Raw genomic sequence first — 23,970 nt, forward strand, 5'->3', positions numbered from 1 at the left:
GAGGAGATTGCATGACTGAATTAAATGGACAAGATGAAAAGATTATTGTATTTCAATTAAAAGATGAAGAGTTTGGTGTACCCGTTCAACAAGTAGGTTCGATTGAGAGAATGCAACATATCACACGAGTTCCAAGCACACCTGAATTCGTTAAGGGTGTTATAAATCTAAGAGGCGTTGTGACACCTATTATTGATCTACGTACACGATTTGACCTGGATTCGAAGGAACATGATGAAAGTACAAGAATTATTATCGTGCATTATAATGATATGGAAGTTGGCTTAATCGTAGATTCAGCTAATGATGTTATTGATATCCCGAAAGAAGCTATTGAGCCACCTCCAGAAGTAGTGGGTACTGTTGAAGCGGAATACATTCAAGGTGTGGCAAAGTTAGAACGACGTCTATTAATTCTATTAGACTTACAAAAAGTATTTTCCTCAGAAGAAGTACGAGAACTTAAAACGATAGAAGGTTAAGCCTATGCCCTTTTTGAATCAATTTTCACAAGATTATTTGGATGTATTAAAAGAGGTTGGAAATATCGGTGCAGGTCATGCTGCAACGTCCTTATCAAAACTTTTAGACCGAAAGATTGATATGAACATTCCTGATGTAAGACTTGTGAGCTTTAACGAAATGATGGATATAGCAGGTGGAGCTGAACAGGTACTCGTTTCAGTCTTTTTACGAATCGAGGGTGATATTTCCGGAAGCATGTTTTTTGTGCTCCCTCCTGAACAAGCAAATCGTATGGCATTCCAAATGACTGGAGATGAGAAAATTAATTTTGCCTCACCCCCTTATTCGGAAATGGGAGTTTCTGCGATCAATGAATTAGGTAATATACTATCAGGTTCCTATTTATCAGCTCTTTCTGATTTTACCAATTTATCTATTCAACCATCTGTACCGTCTGTCTCTATTGATATGATAGGAGCAGTTCTAAGCTTCGGTTTACTTGAATTATCGCAAGTGAGTGATCATGCAATTGTAATAGATACTTGTATTAAAGATAATAGTTTGAATTCTGGAGAGGTTCGAGGTCACTTTTTCCTTCTACCAGACCCTAACTCTTTTCCAATAATTTTTAAAGCTCTTGGGGTACAAGGTGATGAGTAGTGTTGTATCTGTTGTCAAAGTAGGGATTGCTGATATGAATTATGCAATTGCTCCTCGAACAATCCGAACTTCAGGATTAGGATCATGTGTTGGAGTAGTTGTTTACGATCTTAAAACACAAATTGCAGGAATGGCACATGTCATGTTACCAGATTCGAGTATGTCTAAAGAAACACCTAAGAATATTGCAAAGTATGCAGACACAGCTATTCCACAGTTATACAAAACTTTACAATATAAAGGTGTACAATCGTACTCCTTAAAAGCAAAAATTGCGGGTGGGGCTCAAATGTTCCCTTTCTCTACATCTAATGAAATGATGCGCATTGGACCTCGAAATGTAGAAGCGGTCAAAGAATCACTTCAACAGTTGAGAATCCCACTCGTCGCTGAAGATTGTGGTGGAAACAGTGGGAGAACGATTGAGTTTCATCCGGATTCGGGTATTTTACAAGTTAGAACGGTTAATAAAGGAGTATCAGAAATTTGATGGTAGGGAAATTATGGTGGAATTTAGTGTTTGCTTTAATGGGAGCATTAATGGTCTACATCCTTTCCATTGGAGAGAATACTTTATCAACCACTGCATTAAGATCTTCAGGCACTTTTATACTATTTTTTTTATTACTTTTCTTATTTCGCTGGGCTATAGGCTACGCTTCAGAGAATCATTATGCAGTTGCTCAAAGTTATGAGAGTGAAGAGACTAAGACTTATCCAGAAACATCTGAAGCAACTGCCCATACATTCCCCTCAGATGAGCAAATGTTAAATAATCAATCGGATGGGGAAACAGAATCACAAAACGAGTTATCAGAGGAAGAAGCGAAGAAAACCTCAGAGATGATTCGTTCTTTATTAGATGATGATGAATAAAGCATAGAAAACAACAGGACAATCAACGAGGAGGTTCCATATGACCGATCATTCAGCTCCTCAGGAACAACAGCTATGGGAAAGATGGGAGCAGGAGCGTGACAGTGAAACAGCGAATGAATTAGTGCGCAATTACATGCACCTTGTTCACTATCACGTACACCGTATTTCTGCTCATTTACCTCAAAATGTGAATAAAGAAGATATCAAAAGTTTAGGCTTAATCGGACTTTATGATGCAATCGAAAAATTTGATTTGTCTCGTGACTTGAAGTTTGACACCTACGCCTCATTTAGAATTCGTGGCGCAATTATTGATGGATTAAGGAAAGAAGATTGGTTGCCTAGGTCTGTGCGAGATAAATCTAAAAAAATTGAAACCACTGCTGAGATGTTAGAGCAACGCCTTCAGCGTGCGCCAACTTCTGCAGAGATTGCTGAGGAAATTGAATCTACAGAACAAGAAGTTGAGCAAGTGATGAAAGACACTGTTTTTGCCAATGTGCTTTCTATGGAGGAAAAGCCTAAAGACACGAAGAGTGAACATAAAGAAGGAATTGGGTATTCCATTCCTGATAACTCCTCTAAAAACCCTGATTTTCAAATGGTAAAAGGTGAGGACTATAAGGAGTTAGCAGAAGGAATCAAACAATTAAATGAAAAAGAACAGTTAGTTATTAGTTTATTTTATCATGAAGAACTCACTTTAACTGAGATTGGACAAGTACTTGAGTTAACCACTTCTAGGATTTCCCAAATACATGCTCGAGCCTTATTTAAGTTGCGGAAAATACTAGAGAACCTTGCTACAGTAGAGTAACAAGTTAAGGGGGATAAAGTGTATGGGGAGGATTGATGGGTTTTCTAACTTCTTTGATGTAGATCTATCTAAAGATAAAATGACAGCTTCTCTCCATTTGAAGCAAGAGTACCATTTAGAGCTTTCATTCGATGTTCAAGATTTAAAGGATGAATTATATCAATACCAGGTTCAAAGTGGATGGGATGAGGGCTCTTTGGCACTCATTGCCTCAGGGGTACCAGAGGAAGGGTTTCCTATTATTGTGGCAAGAGGTGAACTTCCCCAAAAAGGAAAAGATGGAGAAGTCCATTATGTTAAAGAATTAAGCACCTCATTGCAACGAGATGATCATGAACAAATCAACTTCAGAGATGTTATGCGTATCCCTACAGTACATGAAGGGGATAAACTTCTTGAAATCAAAAAGCCTCAACAAGGTACACCTGGTTTAAATGTATGTGGGGAAGTTGTTCAATCTTCACCGGGAAATCCGGTTAAGCTCCGTGCTGGAACAAATGTAAGGTGGAATGCTGAAGATCAATCCATGTATGCAGACATTAATGGTCAAATTTCTTTAGGTGAACAAGTGATCCATATCTATCCGGAATTCGAAGTTTCTGGGGACATTGATATGAGCGTTGGTAACCTTGATTTTGTCGGAACAATTGTTATTCGAGGTAACGTTCCTTCGGGATATTCGATCAAAGCTAAAGGTGACGTTAAAGTTTACGGATTAGTTGAAGGAGCTTCCATTATAGCCGAAGGATCTGTACATATTTCTGAAGGGGTAGCTGCCACGCATAAAGGTGGTATTTATGCTGGCATAGATGTTCGAGCGGGTTATTTAAACCAAGCGAACGTTGAAGCAGGTCGAGATATTCTCATTGAGAATTCCATCGTTCATAGCCAATGTGTAGCTAGAGAACATATTTATTGTCAAAGGGGAAACGTGATCGGAGGAGCTTTGTCAGCTGGACTTACCATTGAAGCAAAAGACATTGGAAACCGTATGAATACACCCACGGAATTATATTTTGGTGTAAATAAAAAAGTTGTCGAAAAAGAAAAGGCGCTTGATGCTAGAAAAGAAAACCTAACGGATTCCCTTCAAAAGCTTGAACTTATTGGGAAAAAGTTACGTCAAAAACAACAATCGGGGACTCTTTCAGCGCAAGAACGAGTTACAATGCTCAGACAACGCAATTCTTACCAACAAAGTGATCGGGAGCTAAAAGAGATAGAAACGATTTTGGCTGATTTAAAACAGGCATACACAGAATTAAACGAGACGTATCTCTCTGTAAATGGTACAATTTACACAAACACGGATGTAACATTTGGGAAGTACAAGCGAAAGATGAATCAAACGCATAAAAATGTGAAGGTACATTATGAAAATGGTGAAATAAAGGTTGTTTCACAGTCCTAGCTTTTTAGTATTTGTATCTGATATAGAGGGGGAATGGTTTCATGAGCTGGAAAGCAATTGAAATGCAAATTGCCCTGCCAAGATCCCAAGATGCTGGGAAACTTCAAGAGCAAATGCAACAGCGCGGGCCTCAACTACAACAAAACTTATCAGAAGAAACGAAATTACAGGATGAATTGAGGCGTACTCAGGTAAACAGTATGGAGTCTAAAAATTATGTGAGTGTGAAGAGTGATGAAGGTGATCGTTCCCTTCATCACTCTTCAAAGACTCTAGCCAATCATCAAAAAGAACAAGACATCGTTCATCCTTATTTAGGAAACGAAATTGATTATAGCGGCTAAGAAGGGATTACATGATCACGTTTTTGTTAGTTATTAGCTTTTTGCTTCATTTTATCACCCTCATCGCAGTTGTTATTCTATCTATTCGTGTGTCAAAGACGAAGGAGCTAGAATTAAAGCAAGAGAAAGTTGCGCGCCAGGTAGAGGAGACTTTTACAGCTTATTTGCTAGAAATTAAAGAGGAAAATGAGCGGTTAATGAATATCTTGGAGCAAAATGGTCAGACTGATGTAGCAGAAAAGAACAGGTCAGGGAGTGATAATACACTCCTTAAGTCACAAGAAAAGTCTCAGGAACAAGAATCTCCTGGTCCTATCGTGAAGAAGGAATCTTTTGAAGCTCCCAAAACAACTTTGAACCAAAATAAAGAATTACAGTCTTCCTATGATATTCCTTACGAATATGACAAGGAAGAATCATATCAACCATCTGTTCAATCAAGTGTGTTTCAACTATATGATCAAGGATACAATACAGAGCAAATTGCCAAACGGTTAGATTGTGGAAAGACTGAAGTAGAATTAATGCTCAAAATTCATCCGAAAATGAAACAATAAATACTTGATTGCTATATCTTCCTATGATATAGTTACTTTTGGTGTTAATACACACGATTGTCGATTTAACGGAGTTGGTGCTCATTTTTGATGAGTTCTGCGTTAAAGATGAGATGATCGGAGGCAAAAAACCATTAGGAGGAATTAACATGTCAGTAATTTCAATGAAACAGCTTCTAGAAGCTGGTGTTCATTTCGGACACCAAACTCGCCGTTGGAACCCGAAAATGAAAAAGTACATTTTCACGGAGCGTAACGGTATCTACATCATCGACCTACAGAAAACAGTTAAAAAGGTGGATGAAGCATTTAACTACGTGAAGAACGTTGCTGCTGAAGGCGGAAACGTACTTTTCGTTGGTACTAAGAAACAAGCACAAGAGTCTGTTAAAGAAGAAGCAACTCGTGCAGGTATGTACTACATCAACCAACGTTGGTTAGGTGGAACACTTACAAACTTTGAAACAATCCGTAAGCGTATCAACCGTCTTAAAGATATTGAGCGCATGGAAGAAGATGGCACATTCGATGTACTTCCTAAGAAAGAAACAGTAGACCTTCTTAAAGAAAAAGAACGTCTTGTTAAATTCCTAGGCGGTATTAAAAATATGGAAAGTCTTCCGGACGTAATGTTCGTAATTGACCCACGTAAAGAGCGCATTGCAGTAGCAGAAGCTCACAAATTAAACATTCCAATTGTCGGTATTGTTGACACAAACTGTGATCCAGACGAAATCGACTATGTTATCCCTGCGAACGATGACGCGATTCGTGCTGTAAAACTTCTAACTTCTAAAATGGCAGACGCTGTTCTTGAAGCTAAGCAAGGCGAAGAGACAGAAGAGGCTGCAGCAGAAGAAGCAGAAGCTGCTACAGAGTAAGGAAGGTTGAAAGGTGATAAGGGGGATATACCTTTTATCACCTTTTTTAAGGATTTAAGTCCTTAAACATATAAGACCACAAAGCACATACATGAATTTAAATAGGACAAGTGTTTCTTTTGTTCGTTAAGAAAAGGGCAAACCTTTAAAGGAGGAATATACAATGGCTGTAACAGCAAAGATGGTTAAAGAACTACGTGAAACAACTGGTGCAGGAATGATGGATTGTAAAAAAGCACTAACTGAAACAGATGGTGACATGGAGAAAGCTGTTGAATGGTTACGCGAAAAAGGTATCTCTAAAGCAGCGAAAAAAGCTGACCGTATCGCAGCTGAAGGTACAACGCATATCGAAGTAGACGGCAACACTGCTGCAATTATCGAAGTTAACGCTGAAACGGACTTCGTAACGAAGAACGATCTTTTCAAAGAGCTTGTAAGTGAGCTTGGAAAGCACATCGTTAAGCAGAAGCCAGAATCTGCAGATGCTGCAATTGAGCAAAACCTTCATGGTGACGGCCAACGCGTTGGTGACTACATCACATCAATGATCGCTAAAATCGGAGAAAAAATCTCCCTTCGTCGTCTTGCTATTGTAGAAAAAGGCGATAACGATGCATTTGGTGCTTACCTTCACATGGGAGGTCGCATTGGGGTTCTTTCCCTACTAGAAGGTACAACTGATGAGACTGTTGCTAAAGACGTTGCAATGCACGTAGCTGCAGTAAACCCACGCTATGTAAACCGTGACGAAGTTCCTGAAGAAGAAGTTAACCAAGAGCGTGAAGCACTTAAGAAAGAAGCGCTTAACGAAGGCAAGCCTGAGCATATCGTTGAGAAAATGGTTGAAGGTCGTCTTGGTAAATTCTTCGAAGGTGTTGTTCTTACAGAGCAAGACTTCGTAAAAGATCCAGACCAAAAAGTTAAGCAGTATGTTAAAGATAACGACGCTACTGTTAAAGGCTTCGTACGTTACGAAGTAGGCGAAGGTATGGAAAAACGCGAAGAAAACTTCGCTGATGAAGTAATGAACCAAGTAAACAAATAAATGATGGCTTAAAAAATAGGGGACACACTGTGTTCCCTATTTTCAAAAGCTTACATAAAACCGTATGATGGAGGTTATTATGACAGCAGCTCATTATCGTCGTGTTGTACTAAAGTTAAGTGGCGAAGCGTTAAGTGGTGAAGAAGGATATGGACTAAGTCCAGCCATTATTCAATCTGTAGCACGCCAAGTTAAAGAAATTTCTGAGTTAGGTGTTGAAGTGGCCGTCGTTGTCGGTGGCGGAAACATCTGGCGTGGTAAAGTAGGCAGTGAAGTAGGCATGGATCGAGCTACTGCCGATTATATGGGGATGTTAGCAACGGTTATGAATTCCCTGGCGTTACAAGATAGTTTAGAAAACATCGGTATCCCAACTCGAGTACAGACATCTATAGAAATGCGACAAGTAGCAGAACCTTACATTCGCCGAAAAGCTATTCGTCATCTTGAGAAGAAACGAGTAGTTATTTTCGCAGCAGGTACCGGAAATCCTTATTTCTCTACAGACACGACTGCCGCATTGCGCGCAGCTGAAATTGAAGCAGATGTCATTCTAATGGCTAAAAATAACGTTGATGGCGTATATACGGATGATCCTAAACAGAACAAAGATGCTAAAAAATATGAAGAATTGTCTTACTTGGATGTCTTAAATGAAGGATTAGCTGTAATGGATTCAACAGCATCATCATTATGTATGGACAACAACATTCCACTTCTAGTATTCTCGATTATGGAAGAAGGCAATATTAAACGCGCCATTTTAGGCGAAAAAATAGGAACCATTGTGAGGGGGAAATAAACCATGGCAGATTCAATCATGAAACAAACACGCGAGGAAATGCAGGAAGCAGTAAGAGCTTTTTCACGTCAACTAGCTACAGTACGCGCTGGACGTGCAAATCCATCTATTCTTGAGCCTGTTAAGGTCGAGTATTATGGTGCAGTTGTTCCGTTAAACCAACTAGCTACAATCTCAGCACCAGAAGCACGCCTTCTTGTTATTACACCATTTGATAAGTCTTCAATCAACGATATTGAAAAGGCAATCCAAAAGGCTGATTTAGGCTTGTCTCCATCAAGTGATGGTAATGTTGTTCGCATTAATATTCCACAACTAAATGAGCAGCGTCGTAAAGACTTAGTGAAGCTTGTTAAGAAATATACTGAAGAAGCAAAAGTACAGGTTCGTAACATTCGCCGTGATTCTAATGATCAATTCAAAAAAATGGAGAAAAACGGTGATATTACGGAGGACGAACTTCGCAGTTATCAAGATGAGGTTCAAAAAGAAACGGACCAAAACATCAATGAGATTGATAAAATTGCTAAGAGCAAAGAAGAAGAAATTATGGAAGTTTAACAAATTTCCATGTACAATGAATGGGAGACCCTCTTGTTAGAAGGGGGTTTTTCACATTCAGCTAATCATTTTAGAAACGAGATTGGCTTTCGCTTTACAGCGGAAGCCACATTTTTCTACCTATACATAAAACGTCACCTTACATTACAATTGAATGCAAGGTTTCGTTATTTTTATTCCCCCCTAAAATTATTTATTATAAGATGACCTTATTAGTGGAGACATTAAAGTTCTACAATGGACTTTTGTCTTCCTAACGATGGAGGAACTGTTATGTTTTTGAAACGCCCATTTAAAAAGAAATCACAGCCAACTGAATCATTTGAATTGGATTTAGACAACATACCAGATCACGTCGCAATTATTATGGACGGGAATGGCCGCTGGGCAAAGAAACGCGGGCTTCCACGTGTCGCAGGACATAAGGAAGGAATGGACGTTGTTAAAAAAATTGTTCGTAGGGCATCTGACCTTAATCTAAAGGTCTTAACATTATATGCTTTTTCAACAGAAAATTGGAAAAGACCGAAAAATGAAGTAGAATATCTTATGAAGCTACCTGATCAATTTTTAAATACATATTTACCAGAACTTCATGAAAATAATGTACGAGTTCAAACCATAGGGGATTTTGACCAATTACCTACTCATACGAAAAAAGCTGTAGATAATGCAAAGGAACAAACAAAAGATAATACAGGTTTGATTTTAAACTTTGCATTGAACTATGGTAGTCGTTATGAAATGGTTCAAGCCACAAAGCAAATCGCAGAAGATGTTCAAAATGGATCTTTGGATAAAGAAGACATAGATGAAAGCTTGTTTAGCTCATATTTATATACGAAACGTGTTCCAGATCCTGATTTATTAATCCGTACTAGTGGTGAAATTCGTTTAAGCAATTATTTATTATGGCAACTAGCCTATTCAGAGTTTTGGTTTACAGAGGTATTATGGCCAGATTTTAGTGAACAATTATTTGAAAAAGCCCTTCATGATTACCAACAACGAAAGCGTCGTTATGGAGGAGTTTAAGGTGTTGAAGATATAATGAAACAAAGAGTAATCACAGCAATCGTATTAGGCTTATTTTTAATTCCTGCCATTTTCTTTGGTGAGCTACCTTTTATTATTATTGTTTATGGGTTAGCGACCATTGGGCTAGTTGAGTTATTACAAATGAGAAAGATTGCACCAACCTCTTTTCCCGGACTACTCTCCATGGTACTACTTTGGATGCTGTTAGTACCTGAAAAGTCATTTATTTTATTTGATGTAATGACGAAATCTGAAGCAACGTTAATGGTTGTTTTCATTTTACTCGGTTATACCGTTTTAGTTAAAAACAAATTTACGTTTGATGAGGCTGGATTTCTTTTATTATCATCGATTTATGTAGGGATGGGCTTTTATTACTTAATCCCAACAAGAGAAGAAGGGGCTCATCTGTTATTCTTTGCTCTGTTTTTAATTTGGGCTACAGATACAGGTGCGTATTTATTTGGCAAGATGTTAGGGAAGAGAAAGCTTTGGCCTAAGATTAGTCCCAAAAAAACGATAGAAGGATCTATAGGCGGAATTGTTTTAGCATGCATTGTTGCAGCGATCTTTCAAATGATTGAGCCTGTACATTCATCTATGTTGATTGTTATTTTAGTAGCAATTCTAGTCTCAGTTTGTGGACAAATAGGCGATTTAGTTGAATCAGCATACAAACGCCATTACTCTGTGAAAGATTCCGGAAAGCTTTTACCAGGACATGGTGGAGTGTTAGATCGATTTGACAGCTTGATTTTCATTGTTCCAATCTTGCATTTTATACAATTTATTTCATAGGATTTAATAGGTGTAGGAGCGTGCGCAGATGAAACGAATTGCTTTATTAGGAGCAACTGGATCGATTGGATTGCAAACGATTGATGTAATTCGAAATCATTCAGATGAATTTGAATTATATGCAATAGCATTTGGTCGTAATATAGAAAAAGCAACACCCATCATACAAGAATTCAAACCAAAACTAGTGGTTGTTCAAGATGAACATACTTTACGACAAGTTAGATCGGAGTTTCCTGACCTACAAGTTCGTCTTTCTTTAGAAGGTATGTATGAAGCTGCAACACATGACAATGTAGATGTTGTTGTAAATGCTGTAATGGGAAGTGTTGGACTATCTGCCACACTAGGTGCGATTGAAGCCAAAAAACAAGTTGCTATAGCCAACAAGGAAACTCTTGTAACAGCAGGACATTTAGTTATGGACGCTGCTCATCGAAATCAGGTATCACTTCTCCCTATAGATAGTGAACACTCAGCTATTTATATGTGTTTAAATGGGGAGCGTGAAAAAGATGCTAATAAAATTATTTTAACTGCATCTGGTGGAAGCTTTCGTGATAAAACAAGGGCAGAGCTAGAAGGAGTTAACGTCGAGGATGCGTTAAACCATCCGAATTGGAGTATGGGAGCTAAAATTACAATTGATTCTGCAACGATGATGAATAAAGGTCTTGAGGTTATTGAAGCGCACTGGTTGTTTGATATGCCTTATGACAATATAGATGTTATTCTGCATAAAGAAAGTGTTATTCACTCGATGGTAGAATTCGTTGACAAGAGTGTTATGGCTCAATTAGGTACTCCTGATATGAGAGTTCCTATTCAGTACGCTCTAACTTACCCTAAACGACTTGAATTATCTGATACAAAGACGTTAAACTTAGTTGAAATAGGTAAACTACATTTTCAAGAAATGGATATGGAACGTTTTCCTTGTCTTCGAATGGCATATGAAGCCGGTCGTCAAGGAGGAACGATGACAACTGTATTAAACGCAGCAAATGAACAAGCTGTGGATCTATTTTTAAAAGGGGAAATCTCATTCTTAACAATTGAGACTTTAATAGAGAAAGCTTTAGAAGAACATAGCATTGTTCATCAGCCGAACTTAGAAACAATTTTAGCTGTTGATGAAGAGACGCGAAAACGTGTTATATCGTACGTAAACTAAAAGGTAGGTGCTATCTTTGACAACCATCATTGCTTTTATATTCATGTTTGGATTATTGGTATTCGTCCATGAATTAGGTCACTTAATTTTTGCCAAGCGAGCAGGTATGCTTGCAAGAGAATTTGCTATTGGCTTTGGTCCTAAAATCTTTTCAACTAAGAAGAATGAAACATTATACACAATCCGTCTACTTCCTATAGGTGGTTATGTTCGTGTTGCAGGCGAAGACCCTGAGATCATTGAAATCAAACCCGGTCATCATATTGGACTTGAATTTAATGGTGAAGGTAAAGTTAATAAGATCATTGTTAATAACAAATCCAAACATCCTAATGCAAGAGTTATTGAAGTAGAAAAAGCTGATCTTGAACATCAATTAGTAATAGAAGGATATGAAGTTGATGAAGATGAGAAGCTTTTCTTTGAAGTAGAGCCTACTGCAGATTTTGTTATGGATGAGAAAGAAACACAAATTGCACCTTATAACCGTCAATTTGCATCTAAAACGTTGCCTCAACGAGCAATGCAACTATTTGCTGGTCCAATGATGAATTTTATCTTGGCAATTATCATCTTCTTCTTATTAGGGCTTTTCCAGGGGGTTCCTGTCGACAAGGCACAGCTTGGTAAACTAGTCGAAGGTGGACCTGCTGCACAATCTGGCTTACACCAGGGAGATGAAGTTGTACAAGTGGATGGTCAATCAGTTGATACGTGGACTGAATTTGTGAAGATTGTACAAAAAAATCCGAGTACACAGTTAGAGGTTACTGTTAAACGTGACCAAAACACGGTAACCATTCCTGTACAAACACGTGAAGTTGAAGCCAACGGTGAAACAGTTGGACAAATAGGAGTATATCGACCCGTAGAAAAATCCTTCACGAAAACACTCTCTTATGGGTTTACAGAAACTTATGAACTTACTAAGTTAATTTTAGTGAACCTAAGTAAGCTTGTTACGGGAGAACTGTCCATTAATAACTTATCTGGACCTGTCGGTATATACGATGCTACTGGCCAAGTCGTTCAACAAAGCTGGCAAATCTATACGAAGTGGATTGCTTTATTAAGCATTAACTTAGGGATTATCAATTTACTCCCACTACCAGCACTTGATGGCGGACGCTTACTATTTGTAGGAGTTGAAGCTGTACGCGGAAAACCAATTGATCCTCAAAAAGAGGGAATTGTACACTTTATTGGTTTTGCTTTATTAATGCTTCTAATGATTGTGGTTACTTGGAACGATATCCAAAGATTATTTTTATAAATTAAATGCTCCAACACTCACGGATCAATGGGTGTTGGAGCTAAATGTCAATAAAACAAAGCTTGAAATCTTATAAAAGAATAGAGACGAGGTGTGTATGGATGAGACAGAGTGAAATGCTCTTACCTACTTTAAAAGAAGTGCCTGCAGATGCAGACATTTCTAGCCATCAACTATTAATCCGTGCTGGTTTCATCCGAAAAGTTGCTGCGGGTATGTATTCTTTTTTACCAATTGGTAATCGAGTATTACGAAACGTGGAAGCAATTGTTCGAGAAGAGATGGACAAAGCCGGAGCTCATGAAATGAATATGACTGTTCTACAGCCTGCAGAATGGTGGCAGGAAACAGGACGTTGGCATTCTTATGGTCCTGAGCTTATGAGAATGCAAGATAGACATGAACGTGAATTTGCTCTTGGCGCAACGCATGAAGAAGAGATTACAGCAATCATCCGTGATGAAGTAAAAAGCTATAAACAGCTTCCATTAACGTTGTACCAAATCCAATCTAAATTCCGTGATGAGAAGAGACCTCGTTTTGGTCTTCTACGTGGACGTGAGTTCTTAATGAAGGATGCTTACTCCTTCCATGATTCCTACGAAAGTTTAGATCAAGCATATGAACGTTTGTTCCAAGCATATACCAATATTTTTAGTCGCCTAGGTCTTAATTTTAGAGCTGTTATTGCAGATTCTGGTGAAATGGGCGGAAAAGATAATCATGAGTTTATGGTATTATCAGAGGTCGGAGAAGATACGATTGCGTATTCCGATACCTCTCGCTATGCAGCTAATATTGAAATGGCTCCAGTTGAACAAACTTACGAAGCATCAGCTGAAGAACCTAAAGAATTAGAGAAGGTTACGACGCCGAATTGCAAAACAATGGCTGAAGCTGCAGAAGCATTAGGTCACACTTTAGCTGAAGGCATCAAAGCTCTTATGTTCAATGTGGACGGTAAGCTTGTGATGGTTCTAACTCGTGGAGATCATGAAGTTAATGATGTGAAATTAAAGAACTTATATGATGCTGATATGATTGAACTTGCTTCTGAAGACGAAACCCGTAATGCATTAGGGACAGGCTTCGGGTCAGTAGGTCCAATCAATGTATCAGAAGATGTAGAAATTGTAGCTGACAATGCTGTTAAAGCTATGGTAAATGTAACGTGTGGTGCTAATGAAGATGGCTACCATTTCACAAATGTTACACCTGGCCATGACTTTAAAGTTAGTCAGTATGCAGATCTTCGTTTCATTCAAGAAGGGGATCCTTCACCAGATGGACAAGGTGCAATTCAGTTTGCAAAAGGTATTGAGGTTGGTCACGTCTTTAAATTAGGTACGCGCTATGCTGAACCAATGAAAGCGAAGTTCTTAGATGAAAACGGAAAAGCGAATACAGTGATCATGGGATGTTATGGTATTGGTATTTCTAGAACTTTAGCTTCTATAGTAGAGCAATATCATGATGAAAAAGGTATTACTTGGCCAACAAACATTGCGCCTTATAAAGTACATTTACTAGCGTTAAATATGAAAAAAGAAGACCAACAGGAGCTAGCTGAGCGTATTTATTCTACACTACAAGATGCTGGTGTTGATGTATTGTTCGACGATCGTAAAGAACGTGCAGGTGTTAAATTCGCTGACAGTGATTTAGTAGGAATCCCACTACGTATTACAGTAGGGAAACGAGCAGCTGAAGGCGTAGTTGAAATGAAAGAACGTCATTCAGGCGAGCAAGATGAGGTTGAGGAAAAAGATCTCCTTGATCGAATTACATCATTTTTGAAACAGAGCTAAGATATAGGTACCTTCTATAACCATTAGGAGGTACCTCTTCTTGTTAAAGATAGAAGCAAAGAATACGAGGAGAGAGCATGTTCATCTCCAGTGCCTAGCCGACTGAGACTGAGTCCAGCCTTACGTCGTTAAACAGGCACTTACGCTATTCTATTTGCTAAGGGGGGAATTCTATCATGGATGTATCACAAAGTGAGAAAATGCAGTTACTGCTAAAGCAAATTGATATGCCTACTGACATTATTGATGAGCATTTTCAAGGAAGCCAGCTTACCAAGCTATCTGTGAATAAACATACAAAAGAGTGGCATTTTTATTTCTTTATTCCAACAATTCTCCCGCCACAAGTGTATGCCTTATTTACAACTAAATTACAAGAAACCTTTCAGCATATCGCAAGTATTCAGTGGGCAATTGATACAACCGAAAAGTATTTAGATCAGGATAGTGTATGTGATTATTGGCTACAATTTATTCAATCGATCCCAGATCTATCACCTGCTTATAAAAACTTTTTGCATGAGCAAAAGCCCGATGTTGATGGGAATAAAATCATTCTCCATGCACGAAATGAAGCTGAAGCACATGCTTTAAAGAGACGATTAAATGACCTATTCCAAGCGTATTGCAAAAGAATTGGAGCCTCTGTGTACACGTTAACGGTTCAAGTGAAATCTTCTGAAGAAGATATGCAGAAATTTAAAGAGCAAAAAGCCAAGGAAGACCAGGACCTCGTTCAAAAGGCAGTCATTGAGAAGGAACAAAAAGCTAAAGAACAGGGAGATGAAGTCTTACATGAAGGTCCTCTGTTAATCGGCTATAATATTAAAAATGATCCAGAACCTATTGAAACGATTCAAGAAGAAGAGAATACAATGGTTATTCAAGGTCACGTATTTGAAGTGGAAATTCGTGAACTTCGATCAGGTCGACATTTGTTGATGGCAAAGCTTACGGATTATACAGACTCGCTTCAAGTGAAAATGTTCTCTCGTCGAGATGATGATGTGGAGAAGTTTAATCGCTTGAAAGAAGGTATGTGGATTAAAGCTAAAGGAAAAATTCAAACAGATAATTATACAAATGAACTGACTATGATGGGAAGTGACATAAACGAAGTAAAACCCGTCAAACGTAAAGATAAAGCGCCTGAAGGTGAGAAACGTGTTGAACTACACGCTCATACAAATATGAGTACAATGGATGCCACAGTATCTGCTTCCCGTCTTATCGAACAAGCTGCCAATTGGGGGCACAAAGCTGTAGCGATTACGGACCATGGTGTTGTACAAGCTTATCCTGAGGCTTACAGTGCTGGGAGTAAGCACGGAATCAAAATCCTTTATGGTGTAGAAGCAAACCTTGTAGACGATGGTGTTCCAATTGCATATGAAGAGCAGGACAGAGATTTAGCTACAGATGAATATGTAGTTTTTGACGTCGAGACAACTGGACTTTCTGCGATCTATGACACGATTATTGAACTCGCCGCTGTTAAGATCAAAGAAGGCGAGATCATTGACCGGTTTGAGTCCTTTGCAAATCCGCATGAACCTTTATCTCAGACAACCACTGATCTAACTGGAATCACTGATGATATGGTTAAAGATGCTCCAGATCCTGATGAAGTCTTGAAAGATTTCTACGAATGGATGGGTAACTCGATTCTTGTAGCGCATAATGCTAGTTTCGATATGGGATTTCTAAATACTGGATTGAAAAAGATTGGCTATGGGAAATCAACAAACCCAGTTATTGATACCCTAGAACTAGCTCGTCTATTAGTACCAAGTTTAAAAAACCATCGTTTAAATACCTTATGTAAATATTTCGATATAGAATTAACCCAACACCACCGTGCGATTTATGATGCGGAAGCTACAGGTTATTTGCTATGGAAACTTATCAAAGAAGCACGAGAAAAAGATATTCACAATCATTTAGATCTAAACAAATACATGGGAGAAGGAAACGCTTATCAACGATCACGTCCTTCTCATGTAACATTACTAGCCAAGAATGCAGAAGGTCTAAAGAATATTTATAAATTGGTTTCAGCATCGCACATTAATTACTTTTATCGTGTTCCTCGAATTCCTCGATCTGTGTTAACGAAACACCGCGAAGGAATTTTGATAGGATCAGGCTGCGATAAAGGTGAAGTGTTTGAAGCTATGATGCAGAAATCACCTGAAGAAGCTGAAAAGATCGCTGAATTCTATGACTTTATTGAAATCCAGCCACCATCGAACTATGTTCACTTAATGGAAAAAGAGCTTGTTAGAAACGAAGCCCACCTCTACGATATATTAAAGAATTTAGTTAATATGGCAGAACGAATGGAAAAGCCTGTGGTGGCATCAGGGAACACACACTATATTGATGAACACGAGAAACAATACCGTAAAATCCTTATCGCTTCACAAAGTGGTAATCCACTGAATCGACAAACACAACCAGATGTTCATTTTAAAACAACGAATGAAATGCTTGAAGATTTTAGCTTTCTTGGAGAAGAAAAAGCTAAACAAGTAGTTGTTACAAACACACAATATGTGGCTGATTTAGTGGAAGAAATACAACCAGTTAAAGACGATCTATATACACCAAATATCGAAGGCGCAAATGAAGAAATGCGTCAAATGTGTTATGACAAGGCAAAAAGCATCTATGGTGATCCAGTACCAGAACTAGTTGTGAATCGTCTTGAAAAAGAACTAGAGAGTATTATAGGTAACGGATTCGCAGTTATTTATCTGATTTCACAAAAACTTGTGACAAAATCGTTGGATGATGGCTACCTTGTTGGTTCTCGTGGTTCCGTTGGGTCATCCTTCGTTGCAACGATGACAGATATTACTGAGGTAAACCCTTTACCTCCTCATTATGTTTGTATGGAATGTAACCATTCTGAGTTCTTTACAGATGGTTCTGTGGGTTCAGGATTCGATTTACCTGATAAAAACTGTCCGAATTGTGATGTCCCATACACAAAAGACGGTCAGGACATTCCTTTCGAAACATTCCTTGGATTTAAAGGGGATAAGGTACCTGATATTGACTTGAACTTCTCAGGTGAATATCAACCTCGTGCGCACAATTACACGAAAGTCTTATTCGGTGAAGATAAAGTATATCGTGCAGGGACGATTGGTACAGTTGCAGAAAAGACAGCTTATGGATTTGTTAAAGGATATGCTAGTGATCATGAACTTCAGTATAAAAGCGCAGAAGTGGATCGACTTGTAAAAGGATGTACAGGAGTTAAGCGTACAACCGGACAACACCCTGGTGGTATAATCGTTGTTCCAGATGATAAGGAAATTTATGATTTTACACCTATTCAATTCCCTGCTGATGACAAGACTTCTGAATGGAAGACGACACATTTTGATTTCCACTCCATTCATGATAATTTACTGAAGCTTGATATACTTGGGCACGATGACCCTACGGTTATTCGTATGCTTCAAGACCTAAGTGGAATTGATCCGAAAACAATTCCAACGGCGGATGAAGAAGTTATGAAAATCTTTAGTGGACCTGATGTTTTAGGTGTTACACAAGATCAAATTATGTGTAAAACAGGAACATTAGGTGTTCCAGAATTCGGAACACGATTCGTACGACAAATGTTGGAGGATACAAAACCTTCAACTTTCGCCGAGCTTGTTATCATTTCTGGTTTATCTCACGGTACAGACGTATGGCTTGGAAACGCAGACCAATTAATTAATGATGGTATATGTGAATTACCTGACGTTATCGGTTGTCGTGACGATATTATGGTATATTTAATGCATAAAGGACTTGAGCCATCTATGGCCTTTACCATTATGGAGTTTGTTCGTAAAGGTAGAGGGTTAAAAGATGAGTGGATAGAAGAAATGAAAAAGCACGGGGTACCAGATTGGTATATTGAATCTTGTAAAAAGATTAAATACATGTTCCCGAAAGCCCACGCAGCCGCATATGTACTAATGGCTGTACGAATTGCTTACTTTAAAGTACACTATCCAATCTTTTTCTATGCCGCCTACTTTACTGTGCGTGCCAGCGACTTTGATATTGATACAATGGTGAAAGGATCTGCAGCAATCCGTAAACGCATTGAAGAAATCAATCAAAAAGGTCTAGACGCAACACCGAAAGAAAAGAGTTTATTGACCGTATTAGAGTTAGCATTAGAAATGACTGAGCGTGGCTATAGTTTTGGTCATGTCGATCTTTACCGTTCTTCAGCAAGTGAGTTTCTTGTTGAAGGAAATACGTTAATTCCTCCATTCAACTCAGTGGATGGACTTGGAACGAACGCAGCCATTAACATTGTGAATGCACGTGAAGATGGTGAGTTCTTATCTAAAGAAGACTTACGTGAGCGCAGTCGTATTTCGAAGACGGTATTAGAGTATTTAGATAACCACGGGTGCTTAGAAGGTTTACCAGACAAAAACCAGTTGTCATTGTTCTAGGATTCTAGCGTACAACTAAGATCTGCTCATTTGGTTATTCCACTCCTGGAGATCTTAGCTCTCTGTACGTTCCTTACCAGTCCTCTCCGCTTTTAGTCTCTCTTGCTAAAATCGTCAAGGTATGGTATATTTTTGTTGGTATGATAAATGATAAGTACTAGTGAAGAAGAGTGGGGCTTCCCACTCTTTTGTGTTACTGCCTAATTTGTCCACCGAACGACGCTATTCCCTGCTGCCTCAGCAGGGAATTTTATACGTAAGGCAAACTGTTTATGAAGTGAAAAGGAGGGAATTCAAGTTGGGCGAGCAAAACGTAATTGAAGTAACAGAAAAACTGGTTCAGCCAATTCTTGATGACATGAATCTTGAACTTGTAGATACTGAATTCGTAAAAGAAGGGAAAAACTGGTTCCTGCGATTGTATGTCGATAAAGAAGGTGGCGTAGAAATTGAAGAATGTGGCCAGGTAAGTGAGCAATTAAGTGAGAAGCTTGATGAGGAAGACCCCATAACGTTCCCTTACTTTTTAGAAGTATCTTCACCTGGTGCAGAGCGTCCATTGAAGACTAAGAAAGACTTTGAAAAGCACGTGGGTCATCATGTTCACGTGAAATTATATGAACATATTGATGGTGAAAAGGAACTTGAAGGAGAGTTAAAATCCTTCGAGAATGATACAGCTACAATCGAAATAAAAGTAAAAACGCGCAGTAAAGATATTGAAGTTCCATTCGATAAAATTGCGAAAGCACGTTTAGCTGTTAGTTTTAATTAAAAGGGGGATATGACAGTGAGTAGCGAGCTGTTTGATGCCATTCATTATTTAGAAAAAGAAAAAGGAATCGACAAGGACGTTCTGATGGAAGCATTAGAAGCTGCTTTGATTTCTGCTTATAAGAAAAATTTTAAATCTGCTACAAATGTACGCGTTGATTTAGATGAGGACACAGGTGGAATGCATGTGTACGCTCAAAAGACAATCGTAGATGATGTATTAGATCCTCAACAAGAAATTTCATTAGATGAAGCGAAGCAAATCAATCCGAACTACGAGGAAGAAGACGTAATTGAGGTTGAAGTAACACCAAAAGACTTCGGTCGAATTGCTGCACAAGCAGCGAAACAAGTGGTTACACAACGTGTACGTGAAGCAGAACGAGGTGTTATCTTTAGTGAATATGTCGATCGCGAAGAAGATGTGATGACAGGTATTATTCAACGTAAAGATGCACGTTTCACTTATGTGAATTTAGGAAAAGTTGAAGCACGTCTACCGGTTAGTGAACAGATGCCTACAGAAGAATATCATGTTCACGATCGATTAAAAGTGTTTGTCACAAAAGTGGAAAACACAAATAAAGGACCACACATCTATGTATCACGCACACACCCTGGTCTATTAAAGCGTTTATTTGAAATGGAAGTACCTGAAATTTACGATGGAATTGTAGAAATTAATTCTGTTGCTCGTGAAGCGGGCGATCGTTCTAAGATTTCTGTATATGCTCCAGATCCTGAAATCGATCCAGTAGGTTCTTGTGTAGGACAAAGAGGTCAACGTGTACAAGCCATTGTAAATGAGCTTAAGGGCGAGAAAATTGACATTGTTCAGTGGTCAGAAGATCCTGTTGTATTTGTTTCTAACGCTTTAAGTCCTGCGAAAGTACTTGAAGTCCGTGTAGATGAAGCAGAAAAAGCAACAACCGTAATTGTACCAGATCACCAGCTTTCATTAGCTATCGGTAAGCGTGGTCAAAATGCACGTCTTGCAGCTAAGCTAACAGGCTGGAAGATTGATATTAAGAGTGAATCAGAAGCATTAGAGGATGGCACACTTGATCCTTCTCAAACAAGTGATGAGGATACTTATTCTGAGATCGATGAAGATCCATTTGAATAAGGAGGTCTCGAGATGGCTCCTATGAAAAAGAAGAAGACGCCTTTACGTAAGTGCGTCGTTACGAAAGAAATGATGCCTAAACAACAATTGATCCGTGTCGTTCGCAATAAAGAAGGTGAAGTCTTTATTGATGAAACGGGTAAACAAAACGGACGCGGTGCCTATTTAACAAAAGATTCATCTGTGATTGAAACAGCCCGACAGAAGAATATTCTATCACATCATTTAAAGGCGAAAGTAGATGAAGAGATCTATGAGAAGCTTTTGAATATTGTAAATGAGGAAGCGAATGAATAGTTCTTATTTAAATATGGTGGGACTTGCTTTCCGGGCTGGAAAATGTACATTAGGCGAAGAAGCCATCATTCGTGACATTCAACGTAACCGAGCCTATCTTATCTTGATTGCTGAAGACACCGGGGTGAATACAAAGAAAAAGCTTACGGATAAATGTCGATCCTACGAAGTACCTCTCAGAGAGGTTGATGATCGAGATACATTGTCAAATGCAATTGGAAAGTCAGGTAGAGTAGCAATCGCTATTACTGAACATGGTTTTGCAAAGAAGATCATGTCCTTGCTCGATGAATAAATTCGGGGGTGAATGTATGACAAAAATGCGCGTATATGAATATGCCAAAGAGAAAAACGTAACAAGTAAAGATGTTTTAACAAAGTTAGAAAGCCTGAATGTTGAAGTGTCTAATCACATGTCTACCATCACAGAAGATACTAAGAAACGTTTAGATGAAATGTTCGGCGGAAAAAAGAGTGAAGGTAATCAACAAAAGCCTGCTCAAAACGAACAGAAAAAGGAAAAGCAACAAGGTAATCAGCAAAAGCCTCAAAACCAACAAAATCAATCTGCTCAAGGGCAGAAGAAAAGAGATCAAAACCAAAACCAATCTATGAATAATACAAATAAACAGCAAAATCAAAAACCAAACAACAAGAAGAAACACAATAATAACAACAAGCGCCACAACAATAACAGAAACAACCAAGGAAGAAACCAAGGTGGAAAGCAACAAAAACAGCGTCCACAAATGAAACTTCCTGAAAAGATTACGTACACAGGTAGTCTAACGGTTGCAGAACTAGCAGAGAAACTACACAAAGACTCTTCTGAAATTATTAAGAAGTTAATGTTCTTAGGAGTTATGGCTACAAAGAACCAAGACTTAGAGCCAGAATCCATTGAACTAATTTGTGACGAGTATGGTGTCGCAGCAGAAGAAGAAGTAATCGTTGATGAAACAGACTTTGAAAACTACATTCAGGATGACGATCCTGCTGATTTAGTTGAACGACCTTCTGTTGTAACGATTATGGGTCACGTAGACCATGGTAAAACGACTCTTCTTGACTCTATCCGTAAGACGAAGGTAACTGCTGGAGAAGCTGGTGGAATCACGCAGCATATCGGTGCTTATCAAGTTGAGGAGAACGATAAGAAAATTACGTTCTTAGATACACCAGGTCACGCAGCTTTTACAAGCATGCGTTCTCGCGGTGCACAAGTAACAGATATTGCGATTCTTGTTGTAGCAGCTGATGACGGTGTTATGCCTCAAACAAAAGAAGCAATTAACCACGCTCAAGCTGCTGAAGTGCCAATTATTGTTGCTGTTAACAAAATGGATAAAGAAGGCGCAAACCCTGACCGAGTTAAGCAGGAACTAATGGAATACAACCTGGTCCCTGAAGAATTCGGTGGCGATACAATCTTCGTACACCTTTCAGCTGTAAAGGGTGAAGGAATTGACGACCTCCTTGAAATGATTGTTCTTGTTTCAGAAGTTGAAGAACTAAAAGCAAATCCTAACCGTTTAGCTATGGGTACAGTTATCGAAGCAGAACTTGATAAAGGACGCGGCTCTGTTGCAACCCTTCTTGTTCAAAACGGAACTCTTAATGTAGGAGATCCTATTGTTGTAGGTAATACATTCGGGCGTGTACGTGCAATGGTTAACGACCTTGGTAAACGCGTTAAGACTGCAGCTCCTTCAACACCAGTTGAAATTACAGGTTTAAGTGATGTACCAAAAGCTGGCGATCGATTTATTGCATTTGAAGATGAGAAGAAAGCACGTTCCGTTGGTGAAGCAAGACAACAACAGCAAATTGAAGAGCAACGTGGAGAAAAAGCGAGAGTTAGCCTTGATGACTTATTCGAACAAATCAAGCAAGGTGATATGAAAGAAATCAATATCATCATTAAAGCTGACGTACAAGGTTCTGCAGAAGCTCTTGCATCTTCACTACAACAAATCGAAGTAGAAGGCGTAAAAGTTAAGATTATTCACACTGGTGTTGGTGCGATTACAGAATCTGATATTATTCTTGCTTCTGCTTCTAACGCAATTGTTGTTGGATTTAATGTGCGTCCAGATGCTAATGCGAAGAAGACAGCTGAAACAGAAAATGTTGACATTCGTCTACACCGCATTATCTACAAGGTTATGGAAGAAATCGAAGCTGCAATGAAAGGTCTTCTTGATCCTACTTTTGAAGAGAAGATTATTGGGCAAGCTGAAGTACGTGAAACATTTAAAGTGTCTAAGATCGGAACCATTGCAGGAAGTTATGTTACAGAAGGTAAAATCACACGTAACTCTGGTGTGCGTTTAATCCGTGATGGCATTGTACAGTTCGAAGGTGAAATTGACACCTTAAAACGTTATAAAGACGATGCTAAACAGGTTGATAAAGGCTATGAGTGTGGTATTACAATTAAGAACTTCAACGACATTAAAGAAGGCGACATTATCGAAGCCTACGTGATGGAAGAAGTTCAACCAGTATGATCGCTTCCCTTGAGGTAGAATGCTTTATATATGAAGCACATTCCTTAAAAGAAAAGCGTTCTGTAATTAAACGAATTATTACTAGAGCTCATAATGAGTACAATGTTGCTGTCAGTGAATTGGACTTCCAAAATCTTTGGCAGCGTACATTGCTCGGTTTTGTAACCATTTCTTCTGACAAAGTTCAAGCTGAGAAAGAGTTAAATCGCGTCATCGCTCTAATTGACTCTTTTCCTGAAATTGAACGAACGACTACAGACGTGATATGGTTATAG

General features: G+C 38.7%; 24 protein-coding genes. All 24 read left to right on the forward strand.

Annotated elements, in window-relative coordinates; genetic code table 11:
* Positions 1-11 precede the first annotated feature (11 nt).
* On the forward strand, positions 12-482 hold the full coding sequence (locus tag GS400_RS09280; protein WP_160101099.1) for a chemotaxis protein CheW: 471 nt from the start codon (positions 12-14) through the stop codon (positions 480-482).
* A 4-nt stretch (positions 483-486) separates the two neighbouring features.
* Entirely contained in the window at positions 487-1,125 is a 639-nt protein-coding gene (locus tag GS400_RS09285) for a chemotaxis protein CheC (RefSeq protein ID WP_160101101.1), read from the forward strand.
* Positions 1,118-1,615, forward strand: a complete 498-nt coding sequence (locus GS400_RS09290; protein ID WP_160101103.1) for a chemotaxis protein CheD — start codon at positions 1,118-1,120, stop codon at positions 1,613-1,615. The genes GS400_RS09285 and GS400_RS09290 overlap by 8 nt, the downstream gene beginning before the upstream one ends.
* Positions 1,612-2,001 carry a hypothetical protein gene (locus GS400_RS09295; protein WP_160101105.1) on the forward strand — a complete coding sequence of 130 codons (390 nt, stop codon included), beginning with the start codon at positions 1,612-1,614 and terminating at the stop codon, positions 1,999-2,001. Before GS400_RS09290 ends, GS400_RS09295 begins: the two co-directional genes overlap by 4 nt.
* A gap of 40 nt (positions 2,002-2,041) precedes the next feature.
* Positions 2,042-2,821, forward strand: coding sequence for a FliA/WhiG family RNA polymerase sigma factor (locus tag GS400_RS09300; protein ID WP_160101107.1), 780 nt, complete (start codon positions 2,042-2,044; stop codon positions 2,819-2,821).
* Positions 2,822-2,843: 22 nt separating this feature from the next.
* Positions 2,844-4,232 carry a flagellar assembly protein A gene (locus tag GS400_RS09305; RefSeq protein WP_160101109.1) on the forward strand — a complete coding sequence of 463 codons (1,389 nt, stop codon included), beginning with the start codon at positions 2,844-2,846 and terminating at the stop codon, positions 4,230-4,232.
* A 41-nt stretch (positions 4,233-4,273) separates the two neighbouring features.
* Positions 4,274-4,576 (forward strand): hypothetical protein, encoded by a 303-nt coding sequence (locus tag GS400_RS09310; protein WP_160101111.1) that lies wholly within the window; start codon positions 4,274-4,276, stop codon positions 4,574-4,576.
* Positions 4,577-4,587: 11 nt separating this feature from the next.
* Positions 4,588-5,133 carry a hypothetical protein gene (locus tag GS400_RS09315; RefSeq protein WP_160101113.1) on the forward strand — a complete coding sequence of 182 codons (546 nt, stop codon included), beginning with the start codon at positions 4,588-4,590 and terminating at the stop codon, positions 5,131-5,133.
* A 149-nt stretch (positions 5,134-5,282) separates the two neighbouring features.
* Positions 5,283-6,014, forward strand: coding sequence for a 30S ribosomal protein S2 (gene rpsB / locus GS400_RS09320; RefSeq protein ID WP_160101115.1), 732 nt, complete (start codon positions 5,283-5,285; stop codon positions 6,012-6,014).
* Positions 6,015-6,177: 163 nt separating this feature from the next.
* Positions 6,178-7,062, forward strand: a complete 885-nt coding sequence (tsf, locus tag GS400_RS09325; RefSeq protein ID WP_160101117.1) for a translation elongation factor Ts — start codon at positions 6,178-6,180, stop codon at positions 7,060-7,062.
* A gap of 79 nt (positions 7,063-7,141) precedes the next feature.
* The gene (gene pyrH / locus GS400_RS09330) at positions 7,142-7,864 is read left to right on the forward strand and encodes a UMP kinase (RefSeq protein ID WP_027448318.1); all 723 of its coding nucleotides are present in this window, start codon (positions 7,142-7,144) and stop codon (positions 7,862-7,864) included.
* Positions 7,865-7,867: 3 nt separating this feature from the next.
* Positions 7,868-8,425, forward strand: coding sequence for a ribosome recycling factor (frr, locus tag GS400_RS09335; RefSeq protein WP_160101119.1), 558 nt, complete (start codon positions 7,868-7,870; stop codon positions 8,423-8,425).
* Positions 8,426-8,698: 273 nt separating this feature from the next.
* On the forward strand, positions 8,699-9,460 hold the full coding sequence (locus tag GS400_RS09340; RefSeq protein ID WP_160101121.1) for an undecaprenyl pyrophosphate synthase: 762 nt from the start codon (positions 8,699-8,701) through the stop codon (positions 9,458-9,460).
* 15 nt (positions 9,461-9,475) lie between these two features.
* Complete coding sequence (locus tag GS400_RS09345) at positions 9,476-10,261, forward strand: phosphatidate cytidylyltransferase (RefSeq protein WP_160101123.1); 786 nt, start codon at positions 9,476-9,478, stop codon at positions 10,259-10,261.
* A 28-nt stretch (positions 10,262-10,289) separates the two neighbouring features.
* Complete coding sequence (dxr, locus tag GS400_RS09350; RefSeq protein ID WP_160101125.1) at positions 10,290-11,435, forward strand: 1-deoxy-D-xylulose-5-phosphate reductoisomerase; 1,146 nt, start codon at positions 10,290-10,292, stop codon at positions 11,433-11,435.
* A 16-nt stretch (positions 11,436-11,451) separates the two neighbouring features.
* A complete protein-coding gene (gene rseP / locus GS400_RS09355) occupies positions 11,452-12,708 on the forward strand; it encodes an RIP metalloprotease RseP (RefSeq protein WP_160104573.1) in 1,257 nt (418 codons plus the stop codon).
* Positions 12,709-12,809: 101 nt separating this feature from the next.
* A complete protein-coding gene (locus GS400_RS09360) occupies positions 12,810-14,516 on the forward strand; it encodes a proline--tRNA ligase (protein ID WP_160101127.1) in 1,707 nt (568 codons plus the stop codon).
* Positions 14,517-14,692: 176 nt separating this feature from the next.
* The gene (locus GS400_RS09365) at positions 14,693-18,988 is read left to right on the forward strand and encodes a PolC-type DNA polymerase III (RefSeq protein WP_160101129.1); all 4,296 of its coding nucleotides are present in this window, start codon (positions 14,693-14,695) and stop codon (positions 18,986-18,988) included.
* Positions 18,989-19,286: 298 nt separating this feature from the next.
* Positions 19,287-19,763 (forward strand): ribosome maturation factor RimP, encoded by a 477-nt coding sequence (rimP, locus tag GS400_RS09370; protein WP_160101131.1) that lies wholly within the window; start codon positions 19,287-19,289, stop codon positions 19,761-19,763.
* A gap of 15 nt (positions 19,764-19,778) precedes the next feature.
* Positions 19,779-20,888, forward strand: coding sequence for a transcription termination factor NusA (nusA, locus tag GS400_RS09375; protein WP_160101133.1), 1,110 nt, complete (start codon positions 19,779-19,781; stop codon positions 20,886-20,888).
* A 12-nt stretch (positions 20,889-20,900) separates the two neighbouring features.
* Entirely contained in the window at positions 20,901-21,185 is a 285-nt protein-coding gene (gene rnpM, locus GS400_RS09380) for an RNase P modulator RnpM (RefSeq protein ID WP_370519780.1), read from the forward strand.
* Complete coding sequence (locus tag GS400_RS09385) at positions 21,178-21,480, forward strand: YlxQ family RNA-binding protein (RefSeq protein WP_160101135.1); 303 nt, start codon at positions 21,178-21,180, stop codon at positions 21,478-21,480. Before rnpM ends, GS400_RS09385 begins: the two co-directional genes overlap by 8 nt.
* Positions 21,481-21,496: 16 nt before the next feature.
* A complete protein-coding gene (infB, locus tag GS400_RS09390) occupies positions 21,497-23,695 on the forward strand; it encodes a translation initiation factor IF-2 (protein WP_160101137.1) in 2,199 nt (732 codons plus the stop codon).
* A complete protein-coding gene (locus GS400_RS09395) occupies positions 23,692-23,970 on the forward strand; it encodes a DUF503 domain-containing protein (RefSeq protein WP_160101139.1) in 279 nt (92 codons plus the stop codon). Before infB ends, GS400_RS09395 begins: the two co-directional genes overlap by 4 nt.

Origin of the sequence: Pontibacillus sp. HMF3514 (assembly GCF_009858175.1) — a bacterium.
Classification (GTDB): domain Bacteria; phylum Bacillota; class Bacilli; order Bacillales; family BH030062; genus Pontibacillus.

Coding starts and splice junctions, on each gene's coding strand:
- pyrH (WP_027448318.1), top strand. CDS start 7,142: ATGACAGCAGCTCATTATCGTCGTGTTGTACTAAAGTTAAGTGGCGAA.
- rpsB (WP_160101115.1), top strand. CDS start 5,283: ATGTCAGTAATTTCAATGAAACAGCTTCTAGAAGCTGGTGTTCATTTC.
- GS400_RS09365 (WP_160101129.1), top strand. CDS start 14,693: ATGGATGTATCACAAAGTGAGAAAATGCAGTTACTGCTAAAGCAAATT.
- dxr (WP_160101125.1), top strand. CDS start 10,290: ATGAAACGAATTGCTTTATTAGGAGCAACTGGATCGATTGGATTGCAA.
- rnpM (WP_370519780.1), top strand. CDS start 20,901: ATGGCTCCTATGAAAAAGAAGAAGACGCCTTTACGTAAGTGCGTCGTT.
- GS400_RS09385 (WP_160101135.1), top strand. CDS start 21,178: ATGAATAGTTCTTATTTAAATATGGTGGGACTTGCTTTCCGGGCTGGA.
- GS400_RS09280 (WP_160101099.1), top strand. CDS start 12: ATGACTGAATTAAATGGACAAGATGAAAAGATTATTGTATTTCAATTA.
- GS400_RS09345 (WP_160101123.1), top strand. CDS start 9,476: ATGAAACAAAGAGTAATCACAGCAATCGTATTAGGCTTATTTTTAATT.
- infB (WP_160101137.1), top strand. CDS start 21,497: ATGACAAAAATGCGCGTATATGAATATGCCAAAGAGAAAAACGTAACA.
- GS400_RS09395 (WP_160101139.1), top strand. CDS start 23,692: ATGATCGCTTCCCTTGAGGTAGAATGCTTTATATATGAAGCACATTCC.
- GS400_RS09290 (WP_160101103.1), top strand. CDS start 1,118: ATGAGTAGTGTTGTATCTGTTGTCAAAGTAGGGATTGCTGATATGAAT.
- GS400_RS09310 (WP_160101111.1), top strand. CDS start 4,274: ATGAGCTGGAAAGCAATTGAAATGCAAATTGCCCTGCCAAGATCCCAA.
- tsf (WP_160101117.1), top strand. CDS start 6,178: ATGGCTGTAACAGCAAAGATGGTTAAAGAACTACGTGAAACAACTGGT.
- GS400_RS09285 (WP_160101101.1), top strand. CDS start 487: ATGCCCTTTTTGAATCAATTTTCACAAGATTATTTGGATGTATTAAAA.
- GS400_RS09315 (WP_160101113.1), top strand. CDS start 4,588: ATGATCACGTTTTTGTTAGTTATTAGCTTTTTGCTTCATTTTATCACC.
- GS400_RS09300 (WP_160101107.1), top strand. CDS start 2,042: ATGACCGATCATTCAGCTCCTCAGGAACAACAGCTATGGGAAAGATGG.
- frr (WP_160101119.1), top strand. CDS start 7,868: ATGGCAGATTCAATCATGAAACAAACACGCGAGGAAATGCAGGAAGCA.
- GS400_RS09305 (WP_160101109.1), top strand. CDS start 2,844: ATGGGGAGGATTGATGGGTTTTCTAACTTCTTTGATGTAGATCTATCT.
- GS400_RS09360 (WP_160101127.1), top strand. CDS start 12,810: ATGAGACAGAGTGAAATGCTCTTACCTACTTTAAAAGAAGTGCCTGCA.
- GS400_RS09340 (WP_160101121.1), top strand. CDS start 8,699: ATGTTTTTGAAACGCCCATTTAAAAAGAAATCACAGCCAACTGAATCA.